An 18,407-nucleotide genomic window follows, 5' to 3' on the forward strand; every position below is an offset into this window, starting at 1 on the left:
GGTATGCTCCGGGCCCGGTTTTGAGCCTTGTGAGGGAGTGACCAGCGCCATGAAGAAGAAGGCAGCCAAGAAAGCGGCCGTGAAAAAAGGTGGGAAGATCGACAAGTCCCAGCTGCCCAGCCGCCATGTGACCGAAGGTCCCGAGCGGGCACCGCATCGCAGCTACTACTACGCGATGGGTCTGACCGAGAAGGAAATCCATCAGCCCTTCGTCGGCGTGGTCACCACCTGGAACGAGGCCGCCCCCTGCAACATCACGCTCGGCCGCCAGGCCCAGTGGGTGAAGAAGGGCGTGAAGGCGGCCGGCGGCACGCCGCGCGAATTCACCACCATCACCGTGACCGACGGCATCGCCATGGGCCACCAGGGCATGAAGTCGTCGCTGATCAGCCGCGAGGTGATCGCCGACTCCACCGAGCTCACCGTGCGCGGCCATTGCTATGACGCCCTCGTCGGCCTTGCGGGCTGCGACAAGTCGCTGCCGGGCCTGATGATGGCCATGGTGCGGCTCAACATTCCCTCGATCTTCATGTATGGCGGCTCGATCCTGCCGGGCCGCTTCCGCGGCAAGGATGTCACCGTGGTCGACGTCTTCGAGGGGGTCGGCCAGCATGCCGCTGGCAAGATGAACGACCGCGACCTGCACGAGCTGGAATGCGTCGCATGCCCGTCTGCCGGCTCCTGCGGCGGCCAGTTCACCGCCAACACCATGGCCTGCGTCTCGGAAGCCATTGGCCTGGCGCTGCCCGGTTCGGCCGGCGCGCCGGCGCCGTATGAGACCCGCGACCAGTATGCCGAAGCCTCGGGCCGGCAGATCATGGAGCTGCTCAAGCTCGGCATCCGTCCGCGCGACATCGTCACCCGCAAGTCGCTGGAGAATGCCGCCCGCGTGGTGGCCGCGACCGGCGGCTCGACCAACGGCGCGCTGCACCTGCCGGCCATCGCCCATGAGGCCGGCATCAAGTTCGACCTTGACGACGTGGCAAAGATCTTCAAGTCGACGCCCTACATCGCCGACCTCAAGCCCGGCGGGCGCTACGTCGCCAAGGATCTCTACGAGATCGGCGGCGTGCAGGTGGTGCTGAAGGAGCTGTTCAAGGGCGGCTACATCCACGGCGACTGCCTGACCGTGACCGGCAAGACCATCGAGCAGAACCTGAAGGGCGTGAAGTTCCCGAAGAACCAGGATGTCGTGCGTCCGATCACCAATCCGATCACGCCGACCGGCGGCGTTGTCGGCCTGAAGGGCAACCTCGCGCCGCGCGGCGCCATCGTCAAAGTCGCCGGCATGACCCGCCTGCGCCATGTCGGCCCGGCGCGGGTGTTCGACAGCGAGGAAGAGGCCTTCGCCGCCGTGCAGGCCCGCAAGTACAAGGAAGGCGACGTCATCGTCATCCGCTACGAGGGCCCGAAGGGCGGTCCGGGCATGCGCGAGATGCTGTCCACCACCTCGGCCATCTACGGCCAGGGCATGGGCGAGAAGGTCGCGCTGATCACCGACGGGCGTTTCTCCGGCGGCACGCGCGGCTTCTGCATCGGCCATGTCGGCCCGGAAGCGGCGGTCGGCGGCCCGATCGGCCTGATCAAGAACGGCGACATCATCACCATCGACGCGGAGAAGGGCATTCTCAACGTCGATGTCAGCGCCGCCGAATTCGCGCGTCGCCGCAAGAAGTGGAAGCCGCGCAAGACCGACTACCAGTCCGGCGCGCTGTGGAAATACGCGCAGACCGTGGGCGATGCCCATGACGGCGCCGTGACCCATCCGGGCGGCAAGGCGGAGACGCATTGCTACGCGGATATCTGAGCCACCCATTGGTCATGCCCGGGTCGAGCCCGGGCATGACGGGTTTTGCATGAGAGGCGCCTTCGGGCGCCTTTCTTTTTTGCATGGACAGCATTTCGGCATCCTGTCTAAGCTTGATCCAAACAACAAAATACCAGGCTGACACTCCATGACCTTCCGCATTGCCATTGCCGGCTTCCAGCACGAGACCAACACCTTTGCGCCGCACCGCGCGACGCTTGACAAGTTCATCGAAGGCGAGGGCTGGCCGCCGCTGACCGAGGGCAAGGCGATCTTCGAGGTCTTCGAGCCGATGAACATTCCCATCGGCGGCTTCATCACCAGCGCCAAGCCCAAGGGCTGGCAGCTTGAGCCGATCGTCTGGGCGGCGGCGCAGCCTTCTTCCTACGTCACCACCGAAGCCTTCGAATACGTGGCCAAGAAGATCGTCGACGGCATCGCGGCGCTGAAGGGCCGCATCGACGCGATCTATCTCGACCTGCACGGCGCCATGGTCACCGAGGGCCATGAGGATGGCGAGGGCGAGCTCTTGCGCCGTATCCGCGCGGTCGTCGGCCCGGACCTGCCGATCGGTGTCAGCCTCGACCTGCACGCCAACGTCACCGAGGCGATGGTGCGCCATGCGGACGTGCTGATCGCCTACCGCACCTATCCGCATTTGGACATGGCGGTAACTGGCGGCCGGGTTGCGCGGCAGCTTGAGAAGCTGCTGACCGGCGAGCGCAAGCGCCAGGCCAAAGCGCACCGCCGCCTGCCGTTCCTGATCCCGCTGACGGCGCAGTGCAGTTTCATCGAGCCGTGCAGGAGCATCTACGAACTGCTGGGCGACATGGAGCGCGGCGCGGTCAGCTCGCTCAGTTTTTCGCCCGGCTTCCATCCGGCCGATATCGCCGAATGCGGGCCGACGGTGGTCGCCTATGCCGACACGCAGGAAGCCGCCGACAAGGCCGCCGACGATCTCGCGCGCCATATCACCGAGCGTGAGGCGGAGTTCAGGACACGGCTGCTGTCGCCGGACGAGGCCATCGAGGAGGCGCGCCGGCTGATCGTCGGCGGCGCGCGCAAGTCCATCGTGCTGGCCGACGTGCAGGATAATCCCGGCGCCGGCGCGACTTCGGACACCACGGGCCTCTTGGCTGCGCTGATCAGGCAGGGCGTGCCGGATGCGACGCTTGGCCTGCTCTGCGACCCGGAAGCGGCCAAGATCGCGCATCAGGCGGGCGAGGGCAGCGAGATCGAGATCGCCGTCGGCGGCAAAATGTTCGACGGCGCGCAGCCCTATCGCAACCGCTTCAAGGTGGCGAAGCTCGGCGACGGCAAATTCCTCTGCACGGGGCCTTTCTACAAGGGCACGCGCATGGCGCTCGGCCCGATGGCGCGGCTGCAGTGCCCGACACCGAATGGGGGCGGCGTTGACCTCGTAGTCAACTCGATTCGCGTGCAGGCGGCCGACAAGGAGATGTATCGCCATCTCGGCATCGAGCCGGGCCAGCGCCAGATCGTCGGCGTCAAGAGCACGGTGCATTTCCGCGGCGACTTCACCGATATCGCCGAGGAGATCCTGACCGTGGAAAGCCCCGGCGCCTTCATCGAGCGGGCCGAGACCTTGCCCTACAAGCGGCTGCGGGCCGGCATGCGGCTGAGCCCAAAGGGGCGGGTGCACCAGCCGGCATAACGGCGGGCTTCACGGCTGGAGCAAAGGCGGCGGCGGCCCGGGAGCGGGACGCCGGGGCCGTGTTTGCGCGGGGCAGGCTGGTGTGATGCGCTGGGCCACCCTAAGCCGCGGCGCGCATGCAACCAGCGATAGGCGGCCGGGTGGCAAGAGGGAGCGCAAGACCCTCTCCCTTCATCTCCCAGGGAGAGGGAATGAAGCGCGCCATTACCCTCTCCCGCTTGCGGGAGAGGGAGGACCCGCCGCGCAGCGGCGGGAGGGTGAGGGTGGCGCCGAGTACAAGGTCACAGGCAAGGCGTCGTCTGTGAAAGGCGTCATGCCCGGGCCGTTCAGTCCCTCGCCGCCGGATCGACCGTGTCGGCGATCTCGTGCTTCACCTTCTGCGGCGCCAGCTTCATCACTAGGATGAAACCCGACATCAGCAGGCACAGTCCATTGCTGACGATCAGCGGCCATTCGCCGAGCGAGATGCCGTAGGCGAGCCAGAGCGCGAAGCTGGTCACGGTGATCAGATACATGCGCAGCGACAGGTCGGCGGTCTGGCGCGACTTGATCACCTTCCAGGCCTGCGGCGCGAAGCTGATGGTGGAAGCCGTTCCGGCCAGCGCGCCGAGCAGGGTGACGATGTCTATGGGCAAGGCTTCCCTCGAATGCTGAGCGTGGACATGCCTCACAGCAACGCGGGGAAAGGAGGCGCGTTCCAAGGGAAAGGCGTGCCTAGGGCGATACTAAATCCGTTACCGGGCGTCCGCGCGTTACTCTTGTATTTCCAGTACATCCCCCACAGCTTGCCCCACATAACATTGTATTCATTGGCTGAAGGCGTATGTGCGTAGATCGTGTGATCGCAATAGGAATCACTACAAGCTGGCGGAGATAACGGGATCGATATTAGATTGATGCCCTAGGGAATAAGAAAAGTACAAACTAACCGTCTGGCGGGGAAAGCATGCCGACGAGAGAAGAATGCCTTTTCGGTTATTGCTTCGCCGTTGACATCGGAAATTTCTATGTCGCCTTATTGACAACTTTCTTTACAGCTTTGCTGGTAGTAGTCGCATGGCAGCAGCTGCGCAATGCAATTCGACAGCAGAAACTGTGGGCAACGTTGCAGGCATGCGATCGCTACGATAGCGATCCAGTGATCAGTGCTTCTGCGCGAATCTTCTACAATATAAGTGAAAAACGAATCTCTTTTGATCCAAGTAGGGAGCAAGAGCTAGGGGATTCTGTGCGCACTGTGCTGAATTTTTTTGAGGCTATTAGTATCGGCCTAAAGCAAGGAATGTATGACGAGGACATCATATACGAGCATCTCGGATCCATAATGATTAATCGACGGAAGGAATTGAGAAATGTCGATAACAGAATTTTCAAAGAATATTATGAATGCCTGACAACAGATTTTATCGAATACAACAAAGTTTGTGACAAATTTGAAAGGCGTCGGAGAGAAGATGCGAATTGGAAAAGCTGATAACACGAGAACAATTGAATTATGATATAATAGATGCCCCTGCTTCCGAGAGTTTGGAACAAGCAAGTCTAGATCTTTTCAATCAAGCGTGGTTGACGGCCTTGTACGTTCCGATGACGCTTGCATCATCGGGTGTGGACGAATGGGACGGCGATCAGAAAGCTAGGCAAGCGTATTACAAAGCAAGTCAATCGACTTTGGCATAGTACCTGCGGAAACTTAAGGTCATTGAGCTTGGGAAAATGTCAGGTTGCTCGATGTAGATCTGCCTACATATACGTCGATCAATTTGGCTTTAAGACGTGCGTGTTGTGCGGGGTTCGACAAGATGTGTGAGATTGTATGGCCGGAAGCTAAGTGATGGCTACCTGTTGTTTCCTTTCAGTCAACAGCCCGACCAATCGTTCACCATTCTTTACGCACTTGCCCGCCCCTTCTCCAGTATCTCCGCCAGCGCCAGCACTTTCGGCGTTGGCATTTCCTTGCGCCAGAGCATCACGGTCTGCGCCTTGTGAAAGGGCGGCGGGAGCTTGTGCGTGCGCAGGCGGTCGCTACCGCTGAAATTCTGCAGCACGCTGGCTGGCATCAGGCCCACGCCCATGCCCGCCGCGATGCAGCCGAGCATCGTATGATAGGAAGAGAGCTCCACCACGCGGCCAGGATTGGCGCCGCCGCGCGTGAACCAGGCGAGCAGCCTTTCGCGGTGAGAGCAGCCAGGATGAAAGGCGAGCACCGTGCCGACCTTCACATCCTGCGGCCGCCGGATCGGCGGATGATTGGCGGCCGAAACCAGCACCAGGTTTTCCACGAAAACAACGCGGTGATCGAAGCGCGCATCCAGCGCCGCGATGCCGCCTTCGAAAGGCTCGGCCAGCAGTGCGACATCCATCGTACCGTCGAGCAGGCGCGGGATCAGAGTGCGCGGCGAGCCGATCTCCAGTTCGATCTGCACCTCGGGATAGCGGCGGTGATATTCCGCCAGCGGCGCCGGCAGCCGCACACCGGCGGTGCTTTCCATCGTGCCGATGCGCAACAGGCCTCGCGGCGTCGTGTCGTGCAGCGCCTCGCGGGCGCGTGCGGCGAGGCCAAGAAGCTGATCGGCATAGCCGAGCAGGGTGCGTCCGGCCGGCGTGAGCTGCAGCCGGCGGCTTTCGCGCACGAAAAGCTGCACCTGCAGATCCTCTTCCAGCTTGCGGATGCGTGCGGTGACGTTGGATTGCACGCGGTGCAGGCGCTTGGCCGCATGGGTGATGCCGCCGGCTTCGACAACGGTGCGGAAGACATGCAGGTCGGAGAGTTCCATATTCTCAATTTCTGATGGATTGCATCATTATTATTCATTTTACGTGATTGGGGTGGCTGCGCAATATTCCCTTCATGCAATCGCCAACAAGCGGCATGAAGCGGAGGGCGCCATGAAGCAGCCTGACCAATATTGCGGCCATGCGGGCAGACGTCATTTGAGGAGCGGTTATCCGGGCGGCAGCGAGCCAGGTGCCGGTATGCCAGGCGCCAGTATGTCAGGCGCCGGCATGGCAGGACGCTACGGCCTGATGCGCGGCATTCCCGCCGCCGAGATGGATTACTACCGCGACCGCGCGCTGGCCTTGCGTGCGCAGGCTATCGATGCGGCCTTTGCTCGGATGGTCCGAATGATCCGCGCCGGATTCTCGTGGCTGTTCGGAAGGCGATCAAAGAGACAGGAGGCTCTGGATTTGCATGCCGCGCGCTCTACCTGCGCTGAGTAGCGGAGGCCAACCCCAGGAGCGCAAGCCATGAGTGCAAAGCATGCAGAACATAGAGAACCCGAGCATAAAGAACCGGGGTCCGACCATCCGATCGCGATCACGCCGCATCCCAAGCACGTGCGCGTGCATTTCAGGGGCCGCGTCGTGGCCGACAGCACGCGCGCGCTGAGCCTGAAGGAGGCGAGCTATCCGGCCGTTCTCTACATTCCGCGCGAGGATGCCGACATGACGGCGTTGCGCCGCACCGATCATGCCACGCATTGCCCCTATAAGGGCGATGCCGCCTATTACAGCCTGGTGGCGGATGGGGCAGAGGCGGAGAATGCCGTCTGGAGCTACGAAGAGCCTTATCCCGCCATGGCGGCGATCAGGAATCATCTGGCCTTCTATCCGGACCGCATCGACAGGATCGAAGAGCTGTAAATCGGCGGTTGTTCGCCAAATCGCGCCGCATTGATGCCTGTGAGGCGGAGCAAAGCCGCTGCAGCGGTCGCGGCAAGGGGCGAATTTTGCTATCCAGGATGACACGCGGCGAATCGGTGCCGCAGATGCGGTCGGGATGTCATCCAGCTTCGCCGCGGCCGAGGCCGCGCTTCATCAGGTTTTCGGGTTCGAGAGTTTCCGTGCCGGCCAGGCGGAGATCGTTGCCGCCTTGCTGAATGGCGAAGACGTGCTGGCGGTGATGCCGACTGGCTCGGGCAAGTCGCTCTGCTATCAGCTTCCGGCCATTGTGCGCGGCGGCCTGACCGTCGTGGTCTCGCCGCTGATCGCGCTGATGCGCGATCAGGTGCGGCAGCTCCAGGGCTATGGCGTCAGCGCCGCGAGCCTCAATTCCTCCAACAGCGAAGAAGAGAATGCGCGGGTGCTGCGCGCTGTGCGCGAGGGCAGCCTGCGGCTTCTGTATATCGCGCCGGAGCGGCTGGTGCGTGATGGCACGCTCGCGCTGCTGGCGGGGGTGAAGCCCTGCCTGCTGGCGATCGACGAGGCGCATTGCGTCTCGCAATGGGGCCATGACTTCCGGCCGGAATATCTGGCTCTGGGCGAGGTGCGGGCGGCTCTGGGAAACGTGCCGACGATTGCGCTGACGGCGACGGCCGATGCGCCGACGCGGGCCGATATCGTCGCCAAGCTGTTCGGCGCCAGCCAGCCGAAGACCTTCATCCGCAGTTTCGACCGGCCCAACCTGCATCTGGCGATGCAGCCCAAGGCCAATGCGCGCAAGCAGATCGGCGATTTCATCGCCGCGCGGCGGGGTTTGAGCGGCATCGTCTATTGCCTGTCGAAGAAGCGCACCGAGCAGATGGCGGCCGATCTCGCCGCCATGGGGCATCGCGCGCTGCCCTATCACGCCGGAATGGACAAGGCGCAGCGCGACGAGAACCAGGACATCTTCCTGCGCGAGGACGGCGTGGTGATGGTGGCGACTGTCGCCTTCGGCATGGGCATCGACAAGCCCGATGTGCGCTTCGTCTGCCATGCCGACATGCCGGCCAATGTGGAAGCCTATTACCAGGAGATCGGCCGCGCGGGACGCGACGGATTGCCGGCCGAGACGCTGACGCTCTATGGCCTGGACGACATGCGGCTGCGGCGGCTGCAGATCGAGGAGGGCGAGGCGAGCGACGAGCGCAAGCGGGTGCAGCGTCAGCGCTTCAACGCGCTGGTGGCTTTGTGCGAAAGCCCGCGCTGCCGCCGGCAGACCTTGCTCGCCTATTTCGGCGAGCAGGCCGAGCCCTGCGGTCATTGCGATCTCTGCCAGGAAGGGGTGGCACTGTTCGACGGCACGGTCGAGGCGCAGAAGGCGATGTCGGCCATGATGCGCACCGGCCAGCGTTTCGGCACCGAGCATCTGGTGCAGATCCTGCTGGGCAATGCGACCGATGCGATCCTGCGGCTGGAGCATGACAGGCTGCCGACCTTCGGCGTCGGCAAGGAGCATCACGCCAATGCCTGGCGCTCGATTTTCCGCCAGCTTTACGGCGCAGGCCTGATCGATCTCGACATTGCCGGCCATGGCGCTTGGTTCATTACCGAGGCGGGCCGTGAGGTATTGCGCGGCAAGGCGAAGGTGGAGCTGCGGCGCGACAGCCTGCAGGCGGGCAGACGCTCCGGCAAGGCTGCGCGCGGCGGCTCGGCCTCGGCGGCGGCGGAAGTGCTGCTCTCGGGCGAGGATCAGCGCCTGCTGGCGGCGCTGAAGGATCTGCGGCGGCGGCTGGCGTCAGAACTGCAGCAGCCGGCCTATCTCATCTTCTCCGACCGCACGCTGCTGGAACTCGCCGTGAAGCGGCCGACCAATCTCTACCGGATGAGCACCATCCACGGCATCGGTGCCGCCAAGCTGGAACGCTTCGGGCAGATTTTCCTGGATGTGGTGCTGGCGCATGAGCCGGCGCGGGACGCTGCCGACTAGTTCTAGGCCGACTAGGCTTCAGAACTTCATTGCCAGACCAAGGCGCGCGAGATTCTGCACGGACTCGGCGTCCGTGTCGCGCAGCGTGCTGTCGTAATTCACCGTATAGGCGGCCATGATGGTGACGGCGCGGCTGGCCAGAGCCAGCGGCCGCCAGTCAAGCCGCAGGCCGAAGCTGTGCAGATGGCCGTCTTCCGAAACCGAGACATCGGTGTCCCCGCGCATCTCGCGCTCGGTCAGGTTCAGTTCCGTGGTGGTGGTGAGATCGAGCGTCGTGCCTAGCGGCGCGGTCACCGAAAGGCCCGGCCCGATCAGGGTGCGGTCCTCATCGTAGGCCTGCTCGTTGCGGATGCGGGCGAAGGCGCCGATCCGGGTGCCGCCGGGATAGCGGTAGCTGACGGCAATGCGGTTGCGCATGGCGTTGTAGTTGCGCAGCGGATCGCCGCTGTAGGAGAAGCTGTCATAGCCGCTGATCAGCGTCAGCGTTAGATCGGGCGCAAGCTGGGCTGAGATCAGGTTGGTGAGGCCGAAGCGGGTCTCATCCGCGATCGCATCGCCCCAGTTGAAGGCGACATCCGGATTGACGGCGATGGTCACGCCACGGTCTTCGTAAGTCAGGCCGATGCGGCTGGTGGCGGAATTGGTCTTGGTCTCGGCGCTGAACTCATCTGCGGCTTTGCTCATGTTGCTGTCGGTTGTCACGCGCAGGCCGCTGAACAGCGGGATCTTTTCCAGCGCCGGCAGATCGTAGGAGGCTGTCATGCTGTTGGAGGCGCGGAAGACGCTGACCGGGCCGGGATTGTCCCAGGCAGTTGCTTCCGAGCGGATCACGGTAAGGCCCAGCGGATGATAGGTGAAGGGCTGCTGCGGGCCTGAGGTCAGCAGCGGCGTGGGGCTGGCAGAATCGAGGATCGCCTGATCGAGCGCGATGAGCCGCGAGCCATCGGCGAGGAACTTCGCCGGCCGCGAGGTGGCGGCAAGGCCGGAAGGCGAAATCCCGAGGCTGCAATAGGCCGGATCGTCGAGAGTGAGGAAAAGCGGGCAGACTTTCGCGCGCGCCGGGACGTGCGGGAGGTGCTGAGCGGACAGGGGAGCGATGACGCCGAAGAGGGCGACGAGCAAGGCGGCGATGAGCAAGAATCTGGACAGCATAGCTTCCCTCTTTCTTGCTGCTGCCGCGTCGTCTCTTGAGCGGGATGATGTGGGAGAAGCATGACGCGAAAAAAGTTACTAACCGTTTATGCCGCGGAGCCTCGGTAAAATATTCTTCTTCCTGCGTTTTTCAGAATGCGCGGTTTTCCGGCGATGCGCCGATCGCTGTCGCGGGACAGTTGAATTCAACCGCTGAAACCGCCGCAATGCTTGCGCTCATCCTAGTCACCAAATGATCAGAACACGGCGTTCCGCCGATCCGCCATACTGCAGGAACGAATCATCTGAACCTCAAATCTGAAACTTAAAAAAACGTGGTCGGCATGTTTTTCCGGACTCCCCAGGTCCTCGTCCTCCATTGGCGTCTGCCATGAGTGCGCCGGTAGCATTTCAGCATGCGGCGATGCCCGGACTGCTCAGCATCGTCGTGCCGGTCGGCAAGGATGCCGAAGGCCTGCGGCGCACGCTCGCCTCGCTGAAGGCGGCCCGGCAGCAGATACCTGTGCAGATCGTTGTCGGCAATGACGGCGCCGATCCCGATGCATCCGCCATCGCCGCGGCTTACGACGTGGAAGAGGCGGCCGTTATGCCCAATGGCGGCTCCTACATGGCGCGCAACTGCGCACTGGTGCTGACGAAGGGCGAGTGGATCGGCTTCGTCGATGCCGATGCGATGGTTGAGCCGGGCTGGATCGAAGCCGGCATCGCTGCCTTGCGCGAGGCCGATTACGTCTGCGGGCCGGTTGTGATCCCGCGGCATACGGTGGAGACACCCGGCCATGTCTTCGACTGGCTGAACGCCTTTCCCGTCGAAGGCCATTTCCGCCACGCGCGTTTCGGTCCCACGGCCAATCTGTTCGTCCGCCGCGCGGTGATCGAGCATGTCGGCGGTTTTGACCCAAGGCTGCGCTCCGGCGGCGATGTGGAATTTGGCGGGCGCGTCCATGCGGCCGGGTTCCGCCAGCGCTATTCGCCGGAACAGATGGTCTATCACCTGCCGCGCAGTTATCGCGAGCAGTTGACCAAGATCCTGCGCGTGACCAAGGGCCAGTGCGATCTGGGCCGCTATTACCCGGACCGCTTTCCCGAATTGCGGGTCAGCCTGGAAGGCGTCCTGCGCAACCTGATGCCGCCGCGCGAGCTGCATTTCCTCACGCATACAATAGAGGAATTCGGGCCGCGTGCGGTGCGGCTGAAGCCGTTGCTGTATCTGATGGCCTGGTCGTTCAAGCTGCAGCGCGCGCGGGCGCAGCTCAAATACATGCTGAGCGATGCAGGCAGGCACGAAGTCGCAGTGATGCGACGGCCGGCACCCCGTGCTTCCGATCGCCGTACAGCGGCTTAATCGCAATTACCTTTGACGATGCCCGCGATCTGGCGGATCGCCGCATTGGCCTCGCGGACCGGCAGGATCGGCCAGACATGGATCATGCCGGGCGCTTCGACATAACACAGCGGCACGCCTTCAGCTTTTGCGCGGTCGCGCAGTTTGCGGCAATCGGGCAGCAGGATGTCGCGCGTGCCGATGAACAAGGTCAGGTGGCCGAGGCCCTTGAGGGGACCGTTGATCGGGCTGAGTTTCGGATCGTTTGGATCGGCTCCGGCGGCCCAGAGCCGCGCGGCTTCCAATGCGCCAGGCACGCGCAGCCAGGGATCATGCGGCTGCACCTTGGCGATATCGGGATTCTTTGCGGTAATGTCGAGCCAGGGCGAGATCAGCACGATGTTGCGCGGCTGCGGCAGGCCCTGTTCGAGCAGCGTCTGCGCCAGAGCCAAGGCGAACCCGCCACCGGAGGAGTCTCCCATCAAAATGAGTTTGTCGGGCGGCGCCTGGGCCGCGAGCTGCCGGTAGGCTTCAAGCGCGAAGGGATGCGCGTCGCGGTGACTGGCTTCCGGTGCCAGAGGATAAAGCGGCGCAGTGACGGTGCAGCCCGTGTCCTCGATCAGCCGCGCCAGGAAGCGCCAGTGAAACGGCGTGATCCCGGAGACATAGGCGCCGCCATGCAGATAGAAGACATATACGCCGGAGGAAGCGCCACGCGGCGCCAGCGTATAGACGCTGCGGCCATGAATTTCCCGATGCGTGACGGCGAAACGCCTGGCGATATCCGCCGGGGGCACGGGATTATGGACGCGGCGTTCCTTGGCAACCTCGCGATGCAGGTCTTCAGCACTGCGGAATTTGCGGGTGCGGCCAGCCAGCCGCAGCAGCAGGATGACGAGGAAGAGCGGCAGGTTCGGCATCGGGTCGTTTTTCTCTGCCGCCTTATGAGATCATGCGGCGTCGGCGATCTCGCAGGTGACCGGCACGTGATCCGAGGCTTTTTCCTTGGCGCGCGGATTGCGGTCGATCTCGCAGCTCACCAGCCTGTCCGCCAGTTGCGGCGATAGCAGGAAATGATCGATGCGCAGGCCCTGGTTCTTCGGCCAGCAGCCGCCCTGGTAATCCCAGAAGGTATAGTCCTGAATGGTGGGATGCAGCGCCCGCCAGGCTTCGGTGAGGCCGAGATTGATCAGGCTGCGGAAAGCGCGCCGCGTATCCGGCCAGCAAAGCGCATCTTCGGCAAAGGCTTCCGGATCGTAGACGTCGATATCGGTGGGGCAGACGTTGTAATCGCCCGCCATCAGGAAAGGCCGCTCGTCTTCGAGCAGCTTTTGGGCACGACGATAAAGGCGCTGCATCCAGCGCAGCTTGTATTCATATTTTTCGCCAGGCCGCGGATTGCCGTTCGGCAGATACAGGCCGCAGATCGTCATGCCGGCGATATCGGCTTCGATATAGCGGGACTGCTCATCGGTTTCGTCGCCGTCGAGGCGGTTGCGCACGGCATCGGGTTTCTGCAGGCTCAGGATGGCGACGCCGTTATAGCTCTTCTGGCCATGCACATGGACGCTGTAGCCCATCGACTGGAATTCCAGCGAGGGGAAGTCGGCATCCTGGCATTTGATCTCCTGGAAGATGATGACATCCGGCCTGGCCGCCCGGACCCATTCGGTCACGTTGTTCAGCCGCGCCTTGATCGAATTGACGTTCCAGGTGGTGATTCGCATGGCAGGAGTATCAGGGGAAATACCAGACAACACAAATTGTCATGGCACGCCCTGGGCGTGCCATCCCCGAGTTTTATTCTTTGGATAGAAAAAGAACTCGGGGATGCTCGGGCCAAGCCCGAGCATGACGTTTATAGGTTGGTATAGGCTGGGCGGGGCAGATCAGATCGAAAACGAATTGCCGCAGCCGCAGGACGAGGAAGCCAGCGGGTTGCGGATCTGAAAGCCGGCGCCGGACAGGTCTTCGACGAAATCGATCTCAGCGCCGCGCAGGTATTCCAGCGAAATGCTGTCGATATAGACCTTGGCGCCGTCGCGTTCGATGACGATGTCGTCCTGGGTCTCCGTCTCGTCGAGCGAGAAGGCGTATTGGAAGCCGGAGCAGCCGCCGCCGGAAACGCTGATCCGCAGCGCCAGCGCCGGGTTGCCCTCGGCCTCGGCCACCTTGCGGATGCGACGCGCAGCCGAAGCCGTCAGACCCACCGGGTCACCGTTGAAGGTGGCCGGCGCGGCAGATGCCGTTTTGGCTTCAGGTTGTGCTGTCTCGGTCATCGGCATTTACACTCGGTTTACCAATAATTTGCCACACTCTATCAGCAATTTAGGGAACCGCGCGCGGAAGTCAATTTAACCGGGGCGTGTTGCGGCTCAGGCAGGCAGTCGGTAGTGTCCGCCCCGAATCAGGACGATTAAGAAAAAGCCTTCCGAAATGAACGTTTTTACTGAATTCCGCCGCGCCATCATGGCGGCCGTGCAGCGTCTTTCCGAACAGGGTGTGCTGGCCGGTGAACTGCCGCTGTCCGCCATCACCGTCGAGCCCCCGCGCGATCCGTCGCATGGCGATCTGGCGACCAACGTGGCCATGGTGCTGGGCAAGCCGGCCAAGATGGCGCCGCGGGCGCTGGCCGAGCAGATCAAGCCGCTGCTGGAAGCCCATGAGGCGGTCGAGGCGGTGGAGATAGCCGGTCCCGGCTTCATCAACCTGCGGCTCAACACGGCTTATTGGCAGCGCCAGGTGGGCGTGATCCTCAAGGCAGGCACGGCCTATGGCGACAGCGACCTGGGCGCGGGCGAGCCGGTGAATGTGGAATATGTCTCGGCCAATCCGACCGGCCCGATGCATGTCGGCCATTGCCGCGGCGCGGTGTTTGGCGATGCCCTGGCGGCGCTGCTGGCCAAGGCCGGCTATCAGGTTGCCCGCGAATATTACATCAACGATGCCGGCGCGCAGGTAGACGTGCTGGCCCGCTCGACGCATCTGCGCTACCGCGAGGCGCTGGGCGAGACCATCGAGATCCCGGAAGGGCTTTATCCCGGCGACTATCTGAAGCCGGTGGGCGAGGCCCTGGCCAAGAAATACGGCGACAAGTTCAAGACCGCACCCGAGCAGGAATGGCTGCAGCTTTTCCGCCAGGAAGCGACCGACGCCATGATGGCGGTGATCCGCGAGGATCTCGCCGCACTGAACATCCATCACGAGATCTTCACGTCGGAAAAGGCGCTGCATGATTCCGGCGCGGTGCAGCATGCCTTCGACCGGCTGAAGCAGCGTGGCCTGATCTATACCGGCGTGCTGGAACCGCCGAAGGGCAAGGTGCCCGACGATTACGAGCCGCGGCCGCAGGAACTGTTCAAGGCCAGCGAATTCGGCGACGACACGGACCGCCCGCTGAAGAAATCGGACGGCTCGTGGACCTATTTCGGCGCCGATATCGCCTATCACGACGACAAGTACCGGCGCGGCTTCAAGAAGATGATCGACGTCTGGGGCGCCGATCATGGCGGCTATGTGAAGCGCATGAAGGCCGCCGTAAAAGCGATTTCCAACGGCGAGGCCGATCTGGACGTCAAGCTGGTGCAGATGGTCAATCTGCTGGATGGCGGCCAGCCGGTGAAAATGTCCAAGCGGGCCGGTACTTTCGTAACCCTTCGCGACGTTGTGGATGAAGTCGGCAAAGATGTCGTGCGCTTCATCATGCTGACGCGAAAGAACGACGCGCAGCTCGATTTCGACTTCAAGAAGGTGACCGAACAGTCGAAGGACAATCCGGTCTTCTACGTGCAGTACGCCCATGCGCGCATCTGCTCGGTGCTGCGCAATGCGGCCGGCGAAGTGCCGCAGATCGACACCGGAGACGGTGCGCTGGCGCAGGCGGATATGAGCCTGCTCAATCATCCTTCGGAACTGGCCCTGATCAAGCTGCTAGCCAACTGGCCTCGGTTGGTGGAAAGCGCCGCCGAGGCGCATGAGCCGCACCGCGTTGCCTTCTATCTGCAGGATGTGGCGGCGGCCTTCCATGGCCTGTGGAATGTGGGGCGCGACGATACCAGCGTGCGCTTCCTTCTGCCGGACGATCTGAACCTGACCCGTGCGCGCCTGGCGATGCTGCGCGCCGTTGCGCTGGTGATCGCCTCCGGCTTGTCGGTGATGGGTGTGACGCCCGTCGAGGAAATGAGGTGAGTGATGAGTGATCTGCGTACCGATCGGAATGCGCGGCCGGTTCCGAGCGAAACGGAACAGGCTCCCGGCAATCCGAAGAAGATGATCACTGCGGCGATTGCGCTGGGCGCGGTGGCCGCCTTCGGTATCGGCATCTGGTTCGCCTATGACCAAGGCGTGAAGCGCGGCGCCAGCGGCGCGCCGCCGCTGATCCGCGCCGATCAGGGCCCGACCAAGGTGGCGCCGGAAAATCCCGGTGGCATGCAGGTGCCCAATCAGGACAAGCAGATCTACGAGCGCATCACCGGCAACACCAATCAGCAGGGGCCGCAGACCGAGCGTCTGCTGCCGCCGCCTGAGCGTCCCATTGCGCCGCCCGCGCCGACTGCAGCTCCGTCCGCGCCGCAGCCCAACGTGGCCGTTGCGCCCACGGGCAATGGCGCTGCGAATGGTGGGATAACGATCCCGATGCGGCCGACCAACGGCGTGCCGAACCAGACCACGGCCCCGAGTCCAGTGCCGAGCCCGAGCGTTGTTGGCTCGACAGAGACCAAGTCCGCTGACCAGTCTGCTGAGACGGCAGCTGAAAAGACAGCAGAGAAGGCAACTGAGAAGCCGGCCAGCACGCAGACTGCTGCCGCGCCGAAGCCGGCGGCAAGAGTCGCTTCGCCAGGCGGCACGGCGAAGGTCCAGCTCGCCTCGCTGAAGGATCAGGCTGCGGCGCAGTCGACCTGGAGCCAGTTGCAGAAGAAATATCCCGATATCCTGGGCGATCTGTCGCCCTCCTATGAGCGTGTCGAGATTCCGAACAAGGGGACCTTCATTCGCCTGCAGGCCGGGCCGCTGAAGGACCGTGCTGCGGCGCAGGCGGTGTGCCAGCAGCTCGCTGCCAAGAACCAGGGCTGCATCGTTGTCGGCCGCTGACCGCACCGACTGGAGCGCCTACGCGCCCGTCATCGTCGGCTGTCAGGGCCTGCAACTGACGGCGGAAGAGCGCGTGCTGTTCGGCGTGCGCAAGCCGCTCGGCCTGATCGTGTTCGCCCGCAACATCGACAATCCCGCGCAAGTCAAAGCGCTGATTAGCGATTTCCGCGGCATTGTCGGCAACGATAAAGCCCCGGTGCTGATCGATCAGGAGGGCGGCCGCGTCGCCCGGCTGAAACCGCCGCATTGGCCGAAATTCCCGCCAGGTGCAGTGTTCGGCGCGCTGTTCGAACGCGACCGTCAGGCTGGCGAAGAAGCGGCCTATCTGAATTCGCGCTGGATCGGCGCGGAACTGGCGGCTTTGGGCATCGATGTCGATTGCGCGCCAGTGGCCGACCTGCCGATCGAAGGTGCGCATGACGTAATCGGTGACCGCGCCTATGGCCGCGATCCGGAAACCGTCGCGGCGATCGGCCGGGCGGTGATGCGCGGCCTGACGGATGCCGGCGTATTGCCGGTGATCAAGCATATTCCGGGTCATGGCCGCTCGCATATCGACAGCCATCTGGACTTGCCGGTGGTAGATACCGATATCACCACCATGCAGCACAGCGATTTCCGCCCCTTCAAGGCCCTGAAGGACGCGCCCTGGGCGATGACGGCGCATATCGTCTACAGCGCCATTGATCCGGCGCAGCCCGCAACCATGTCACCGAAGGTGATCGCCGAGATCGTGCGCGGCCATATCGGCTTCGACGGCGTACTGATTTCCGACGACCTCAACATGAAGGCGCTGAAGGGCGCGCCGGCCGAAACGGGTGCTGCCTCGCTGGCGGCAGGCTGCGATCTGGTGCTGCATTGCTCGGGCGACCTCGCTGAGATGCAGGCGCTGCTGGCGGCTCTGCCGGCGATGACGCAAGCGGCGGCGGAGCGGATCGGACGCGCCCGTGCCAGCCTGCCGGCCAAGCCCGCGCCGTTTGGCGCTGCCGAGCGCGAGCGCTATGGCCGGCTGATGGAGCAGGCAGGCGCGTGAGCGGCGATATCGTCGGGTTCATCTTCGAAGCCTCGGCCTGGGTGCTGCCGGTTCTGCTGGCGATCACCCTGCATGAGGCCGCCCATGGCTGGGTCGCCTGGAAACTGGGTGATGACACGGCCCTGCGGCAGGGGCGGGTCAGCTTCAATCCGCTGCGCCATGTCGATCCGGTCGGCACGATCCTGATCCCGGGCATGCTGCTGCTGCTGCGGGCACCGTTCCTGTTCGGCTGGGCCAAGCCGGTGCCGGTGAACTTCTGGAACCTGCCGTCGCCGCGCCGCGACATGGCGGTGGTGGCGATTGCCGGGCCGCTGGTCAATCTGGGGCAGGCCTATGCGGCCATGCTGCTGTTCCATCTGGTGCCGTATTTCAGTGAGACGCTTGGCACCTGGATCGCGATGAATCTTCAAAATGCTATTCTTATCAACCTGATATTGTGCGTTTTTAATATGATACCTTTGCCGCCGCTGGATGGCGGGCGGGTGGCGGTTGGCTGGCTGCCGCTGGTGCTGGCACGGCCCTTGGCCCGGCTGGAGCGCTATGGCATGGTCATTTTGCTGATTCTGCTGTTGGTCGTCCCCTTTGCGGCCAGCCAATTCGGCAGTGCCTGGAACCCGTTGTTCGAGCTGATTATGCCGATCATTGCCGGCCTGCGGGATATCCTGCTTGTGTTGTCCGGGCACAGCGGTTAAC

At 63.2% G+C, this 18,407-nt stretch carries 17 protein-coding genes; 11 read left to right on the forward strand and 6 right to left on the reverse strand.

The genetic code is table 11. The features are described 5' to 3' along the window. Positions 1–49 precede the first annotated feature (49 nt). Positions 50–1,807, forward strand: a complete 1,758-nt coding sequence (ilvD, locus tag Q0603_RS17040; protein WP_298727929.1) for a dihydroxy-acid dehydratase — start codon at positions 50–52, stop codon at positions 1,805–1,807. A gap of 148 nt (positions 1,808–1,955) precedes the next feature. Continuing rightward, positions 1,956–3,482 (forward strand): M81 family metallopeptidase, encoded by a 1,527-nt coding sequence (locus tag Q0603_RS17045; protein WP_298727931.1) that lies wholly within the window; start codon positions 1,956–1,958, stop codon positions 3,480–3,482. 326 nt (positions 3,483–3,808) lie between these two features. On the opposite strand, the gene Q0603_RS17050 is transcribed toward Q0603_RS17045, so the two are convergent. Next, positions 3,809–4,117, reverse strand: a complete 309-nt coding sequence (locus Q0603_RS17050; protein WP_298727933.1) for a SemiSWEET transporter — start codon at positions 4,115–4,117, stop codon at positions 3,809–3,811. A gap of 311 nt (positions 4,118–4,428) precedes the next feature. Between Q0603_RS17050 and Q0603_RS17055 the strand changes: the two genes are divergently transcribed. After that, positions 4,429–4,956 carry a DUF4760 domain-containing protein gene (locus Q0603_RS17055; RefSeq protein ID WP_298727935.1) on the forward strand — a complete coding sequence of 176 codons (528 nt, stop codon included), beginning with the start codon at positions 4,429–4,431 and terminating at the stop codon, positions 4,954–4,956. A 415-nt stretch (positions 4,957–5,371) separates the two neighbouring features. On the opposite strand, the gene Q0603_RS17060 is transcribed toward Q0603_RS17055, so the two are convergent. After that, on the reverse strand, positions 5,372–6,259 hold the full coding sequence (locus tag Q0603_RS17060) for a LysR family transcriptional regulator (protein WP_298727937.1): 888 nt from the start codon (positions 6,257–6,259) through the stop codon (positions 5,372–5,374). Between the two features lie 19 nt (positions 6,260–6,278). On the opposite strand from Q0603_RS17060, the gene Q0603_RS17065 reads away from it, so the two are divergent. The 3 genes from Q0603_RS17065 to recQ all read left to right on the forward strand — a co-directional run bounded on the left by Q0603_RS17065 (position 6,279) and on the right by recQ (position 9,114). Next, positions 6,279–6,704, forward strand: coding sequence for a hypothetical protein (locus Q0603_RS17065; RefSeq protein WP_298727939.1), 426 nt, complete (start codon positions 6,279–6,281; stop codon positions 6,702–6,704). A 27-nt stretch (positions 6,705–6,731) separates the two neighbouring features. Then, positions 6,732–7,127, forward strand: a complete 396-nt coding sequence (locus Q0603_RS17070; RefSeq protein WP_298727941.1) for a DUF427 domain-containing protein — start codon at positions 6,732–6,734, stop codon at positions 7,125–7,127. Between the two features lie 136 nt (positions 7,128–7,263). Beyond that, entirely contained in the window at positions 7,264–9,114 is a 1,851-nt protein-coding gene (gene recQ, locus Q0603_RS17075) for a DNA helicase RecQ (protein WP_298727943.1), read from the forward strand. A gap of 18 nt (positions 9,115–9,132) precedes the next feature. Here the strand turns inward: recQ and Q0603_RS17080 are convergent, their stop codons facing one another. Beyond that, the gene (locus tag Q0603_RS17080; RefSeq protein WP_298727945.1) at positions 9,133–10,266 is read right to left on the reverse strand and encodes a hypothetical protein; all 1,134 of its coding nucleotides are present in this window, start codon (positions 10,264–10,266) and stop codon (positions 9,133–9,135) included. 370 nt (positions 10,267–10,636) lie between these two features. Here Q0603_RS17080 and Q0603_RS17085 point away from each other — a divergent pair, with 370 nt between their 5' ends. Then, positions 10,637–11,611 carry a glycosyltransferase family A protein gene (locus tag Q0603_RS17085; protein WP_298727947.1) on the forward strand — a complete coding sequence of 325 codons (975 nt, stop codon included), beginning with the start codon at positions 10,637–10,639 and terminating at the stop codon, positions 11,609–11,611. Here Q0603_RS17085 and Q0603_RS17090 read toward each other — a convergent pair. The 3 genes from Q0603_RS17090 to erpA form a co-directional block, all read right to left on the reverse strand. Further along, positions 11,608–12,510, reverse strand: coding sequence for an alpha/beta hydrolase (locus Q0603_RS17090; RefSeq protein WP_298727949.1), 903 nt, complete (start codon positions 12,508–12,510; stop codon positions 11,608–11,610). The two genes, Q0603_RS17085 and Q0603_RS17090, sit on opposite strands and share 4 nt — an antisense overlap. Before the next feature lie 30 nt (positions 12,511–12,540). Continuing rightward, the gene (gene xth, locus Q0603_RS17095; protein ID WP_298727951.1) at positions 12,541–13,317 is read right to left on the reverse strand and encodes an exodeoxyribonuclease III; all 777 of its coding nucleotides are present in this window, start codon (positions 13,315–13,317) and stop codon (positions 12,541–12,543) included. A gap of 162 nt (positions 13,318–13,479) precedes the next feature. After that, the gene (gene erpA / locus Q0603_RS17100) at positions 13,480–13,869 is read right to left on the reverse strand and encodes an iron-sulfur cluster insertion protein ErpA (protein WP_298727953.1); all 390 of its coding nucleotides are present in this window, start codon (positions 13,867–13,869) and stop codon (positions 13,480–13,482) included. A 157-nt stretch (positions 13,870–14,026) separates the two neighbouring features. On the opposite strand from erpA, the gene argS reads away from it, so the two are divergent. From argS to Q0603_RS17120, 4 genes are read left to right on the forward strand one after another with little or no spacing between them, the layout of a single operon-like run. Next, complete coding sequence (gene argS / locus Q0603_RS17105; protein WP_298727955.1) at positions 14,027–15,778, forward strand: arginine--tRNA ligase; 1,752 nt, start codon at positions 14,027–14,029, stop codon at positions 15,776–15,778. A gap of 3 nt (positions 15,779–15,781) precedes the next feature. Continuing rightward, positions 15,782–16,681: an SPOR domain-containing protein gene (locus tag Q0603_RS17110; RefSeq protein ID WP_298727957.1), complete on the forward strand. Its 900-nt coding sequence runs from the start codon at positions 15,782–15,784 to the stop codon at positions 16,679–16,681. Next, positions 16,668–17,714, forward strand: coding sequence for a beta-N-acetylhexosaminidase (nagZ, locus tag Q0603_RS17115; RefSeq protein WP_298727959.1), 1,047 nt, complete (start codon positions 16,668–16,670; stop codon positions 17,712–17,714). Before Q0603_RS17110 ends, nagZ begins: the two co-directional genes overlap by 14 nt. Then, complete coding sequence (locus tag Q0603_RS17120) at positions 17,711–18,406, forward strand: site-2 protease family protein (RefSeq protein ID WP_298727961.1); 696 nt, start codon at positions 17,711–17,713, stop codon at positions 18,404–18,406. The genes nagZ and Q0603_RS17120 overlap by 4 nt, the downstream gene beginning before the upstream one ends. Position 18,407: the final 1 nt, after the last annotated feature.

The organism is uncultured Ferrovibrio sp. (genome assembly GCF_937960835.1).
Taxonomy (GTDB): Bacteria; Pseudomonadota; Alphaproteobacteria; order Ferrovibrionales; family Ferrovibrionaceae; genus Ferrovibrio.

Bases quoted from the DNA above. Each gene is read 5' to 3' on its own strand.
- xth (WP_298727951.1), bottom strand. From the start codon at position 13,317: ATGCGAATCACCACCTGGAACGTCAATTCGATCAAGGCGCGGCTGAAC.
- Q0603_RS17055 (WP_298727935.1), top strand. From the start codon at position 4,429: ATGCCGACGAGAGAAGAATGCCTTTTCGGTTATTGCTTCGCCGTTGAC.
- Q0603_RS17070 (WP_298727941.1), top strand. From the start codon at position 6,732: ATGAGTGCAAAGCATGCAGAACATAGAGAACCCGAGCATAAAGAACCG.
- Q0603_RS17085 (WP_298727947.1), top strand. From the start codon at position 10,637: ATGAGTGCGCCGGTAGCATTTCAGCATGCGGCGATGCCCGGACTGCTC.
- Q0603_RS17045 (WP_298727931.1), top strand. From the start codon at position 1,956: ATGACCTTCCGCATTGCCATTGCCGGCTTCCAGCACGAGACCAACACC.
- recQ (WP_298727943.1), top strand. From the start codon at position 7,264: ATGTCATCCAGCTTCGCCGCGGCCGAGGCCGCGCTTCATCAGGTTTTC.
- Q0603_RS17080 (WP_298727945.1), bottom strand. From the start codon at position 10,266: ATGCTGTCCAGATTCTTGCTCATCGCCGCCTTGCTCGTCGCCCTCTTC.
- Q0603_RS17110 (WP_298727957.1), top strand. From the start codon at position 15,782: ATGAGTGATCTGCGTACCGATCGGAATGCGCGGCCGGTTCCGAGCGAA.
- Q0603_RS17090 (WP_298727949.1), bottom strand. From the start codon at position 12,510: ATGCCGAACCTGCCGCTCTTCCTCGTCATCCTGCTGCTGCGGCTGGCT.
- ilvD (WP_298727929.1), top strand. From the start codon at position 50: ATGAAGAAGAAGGCAGCCAAGAAAGCGGCCGTGAAAAAAGGTGGGAAG.
- erpA (WP_298727953.1), bottom strand. From the start codon at position 13,869: ATGACCGAGACAGCACAACCTGAAGCCAAAACGGCATCTGCCGCGCCG.
- Q0603_RS17060 (WP_298727937.1), bottom strand. From the start codon at position 6,259: ATGGAACTCTCCGACCTGCATGTCTTCCGCACCGTTGTCGAAGCCGGC.
- argS (WP_298727955.1), top strand. From the start codon at position 14,027: ATGAACGTTTTTACTGAATTCCGCCGCGCCATCATGGCGGCCGTGCAG.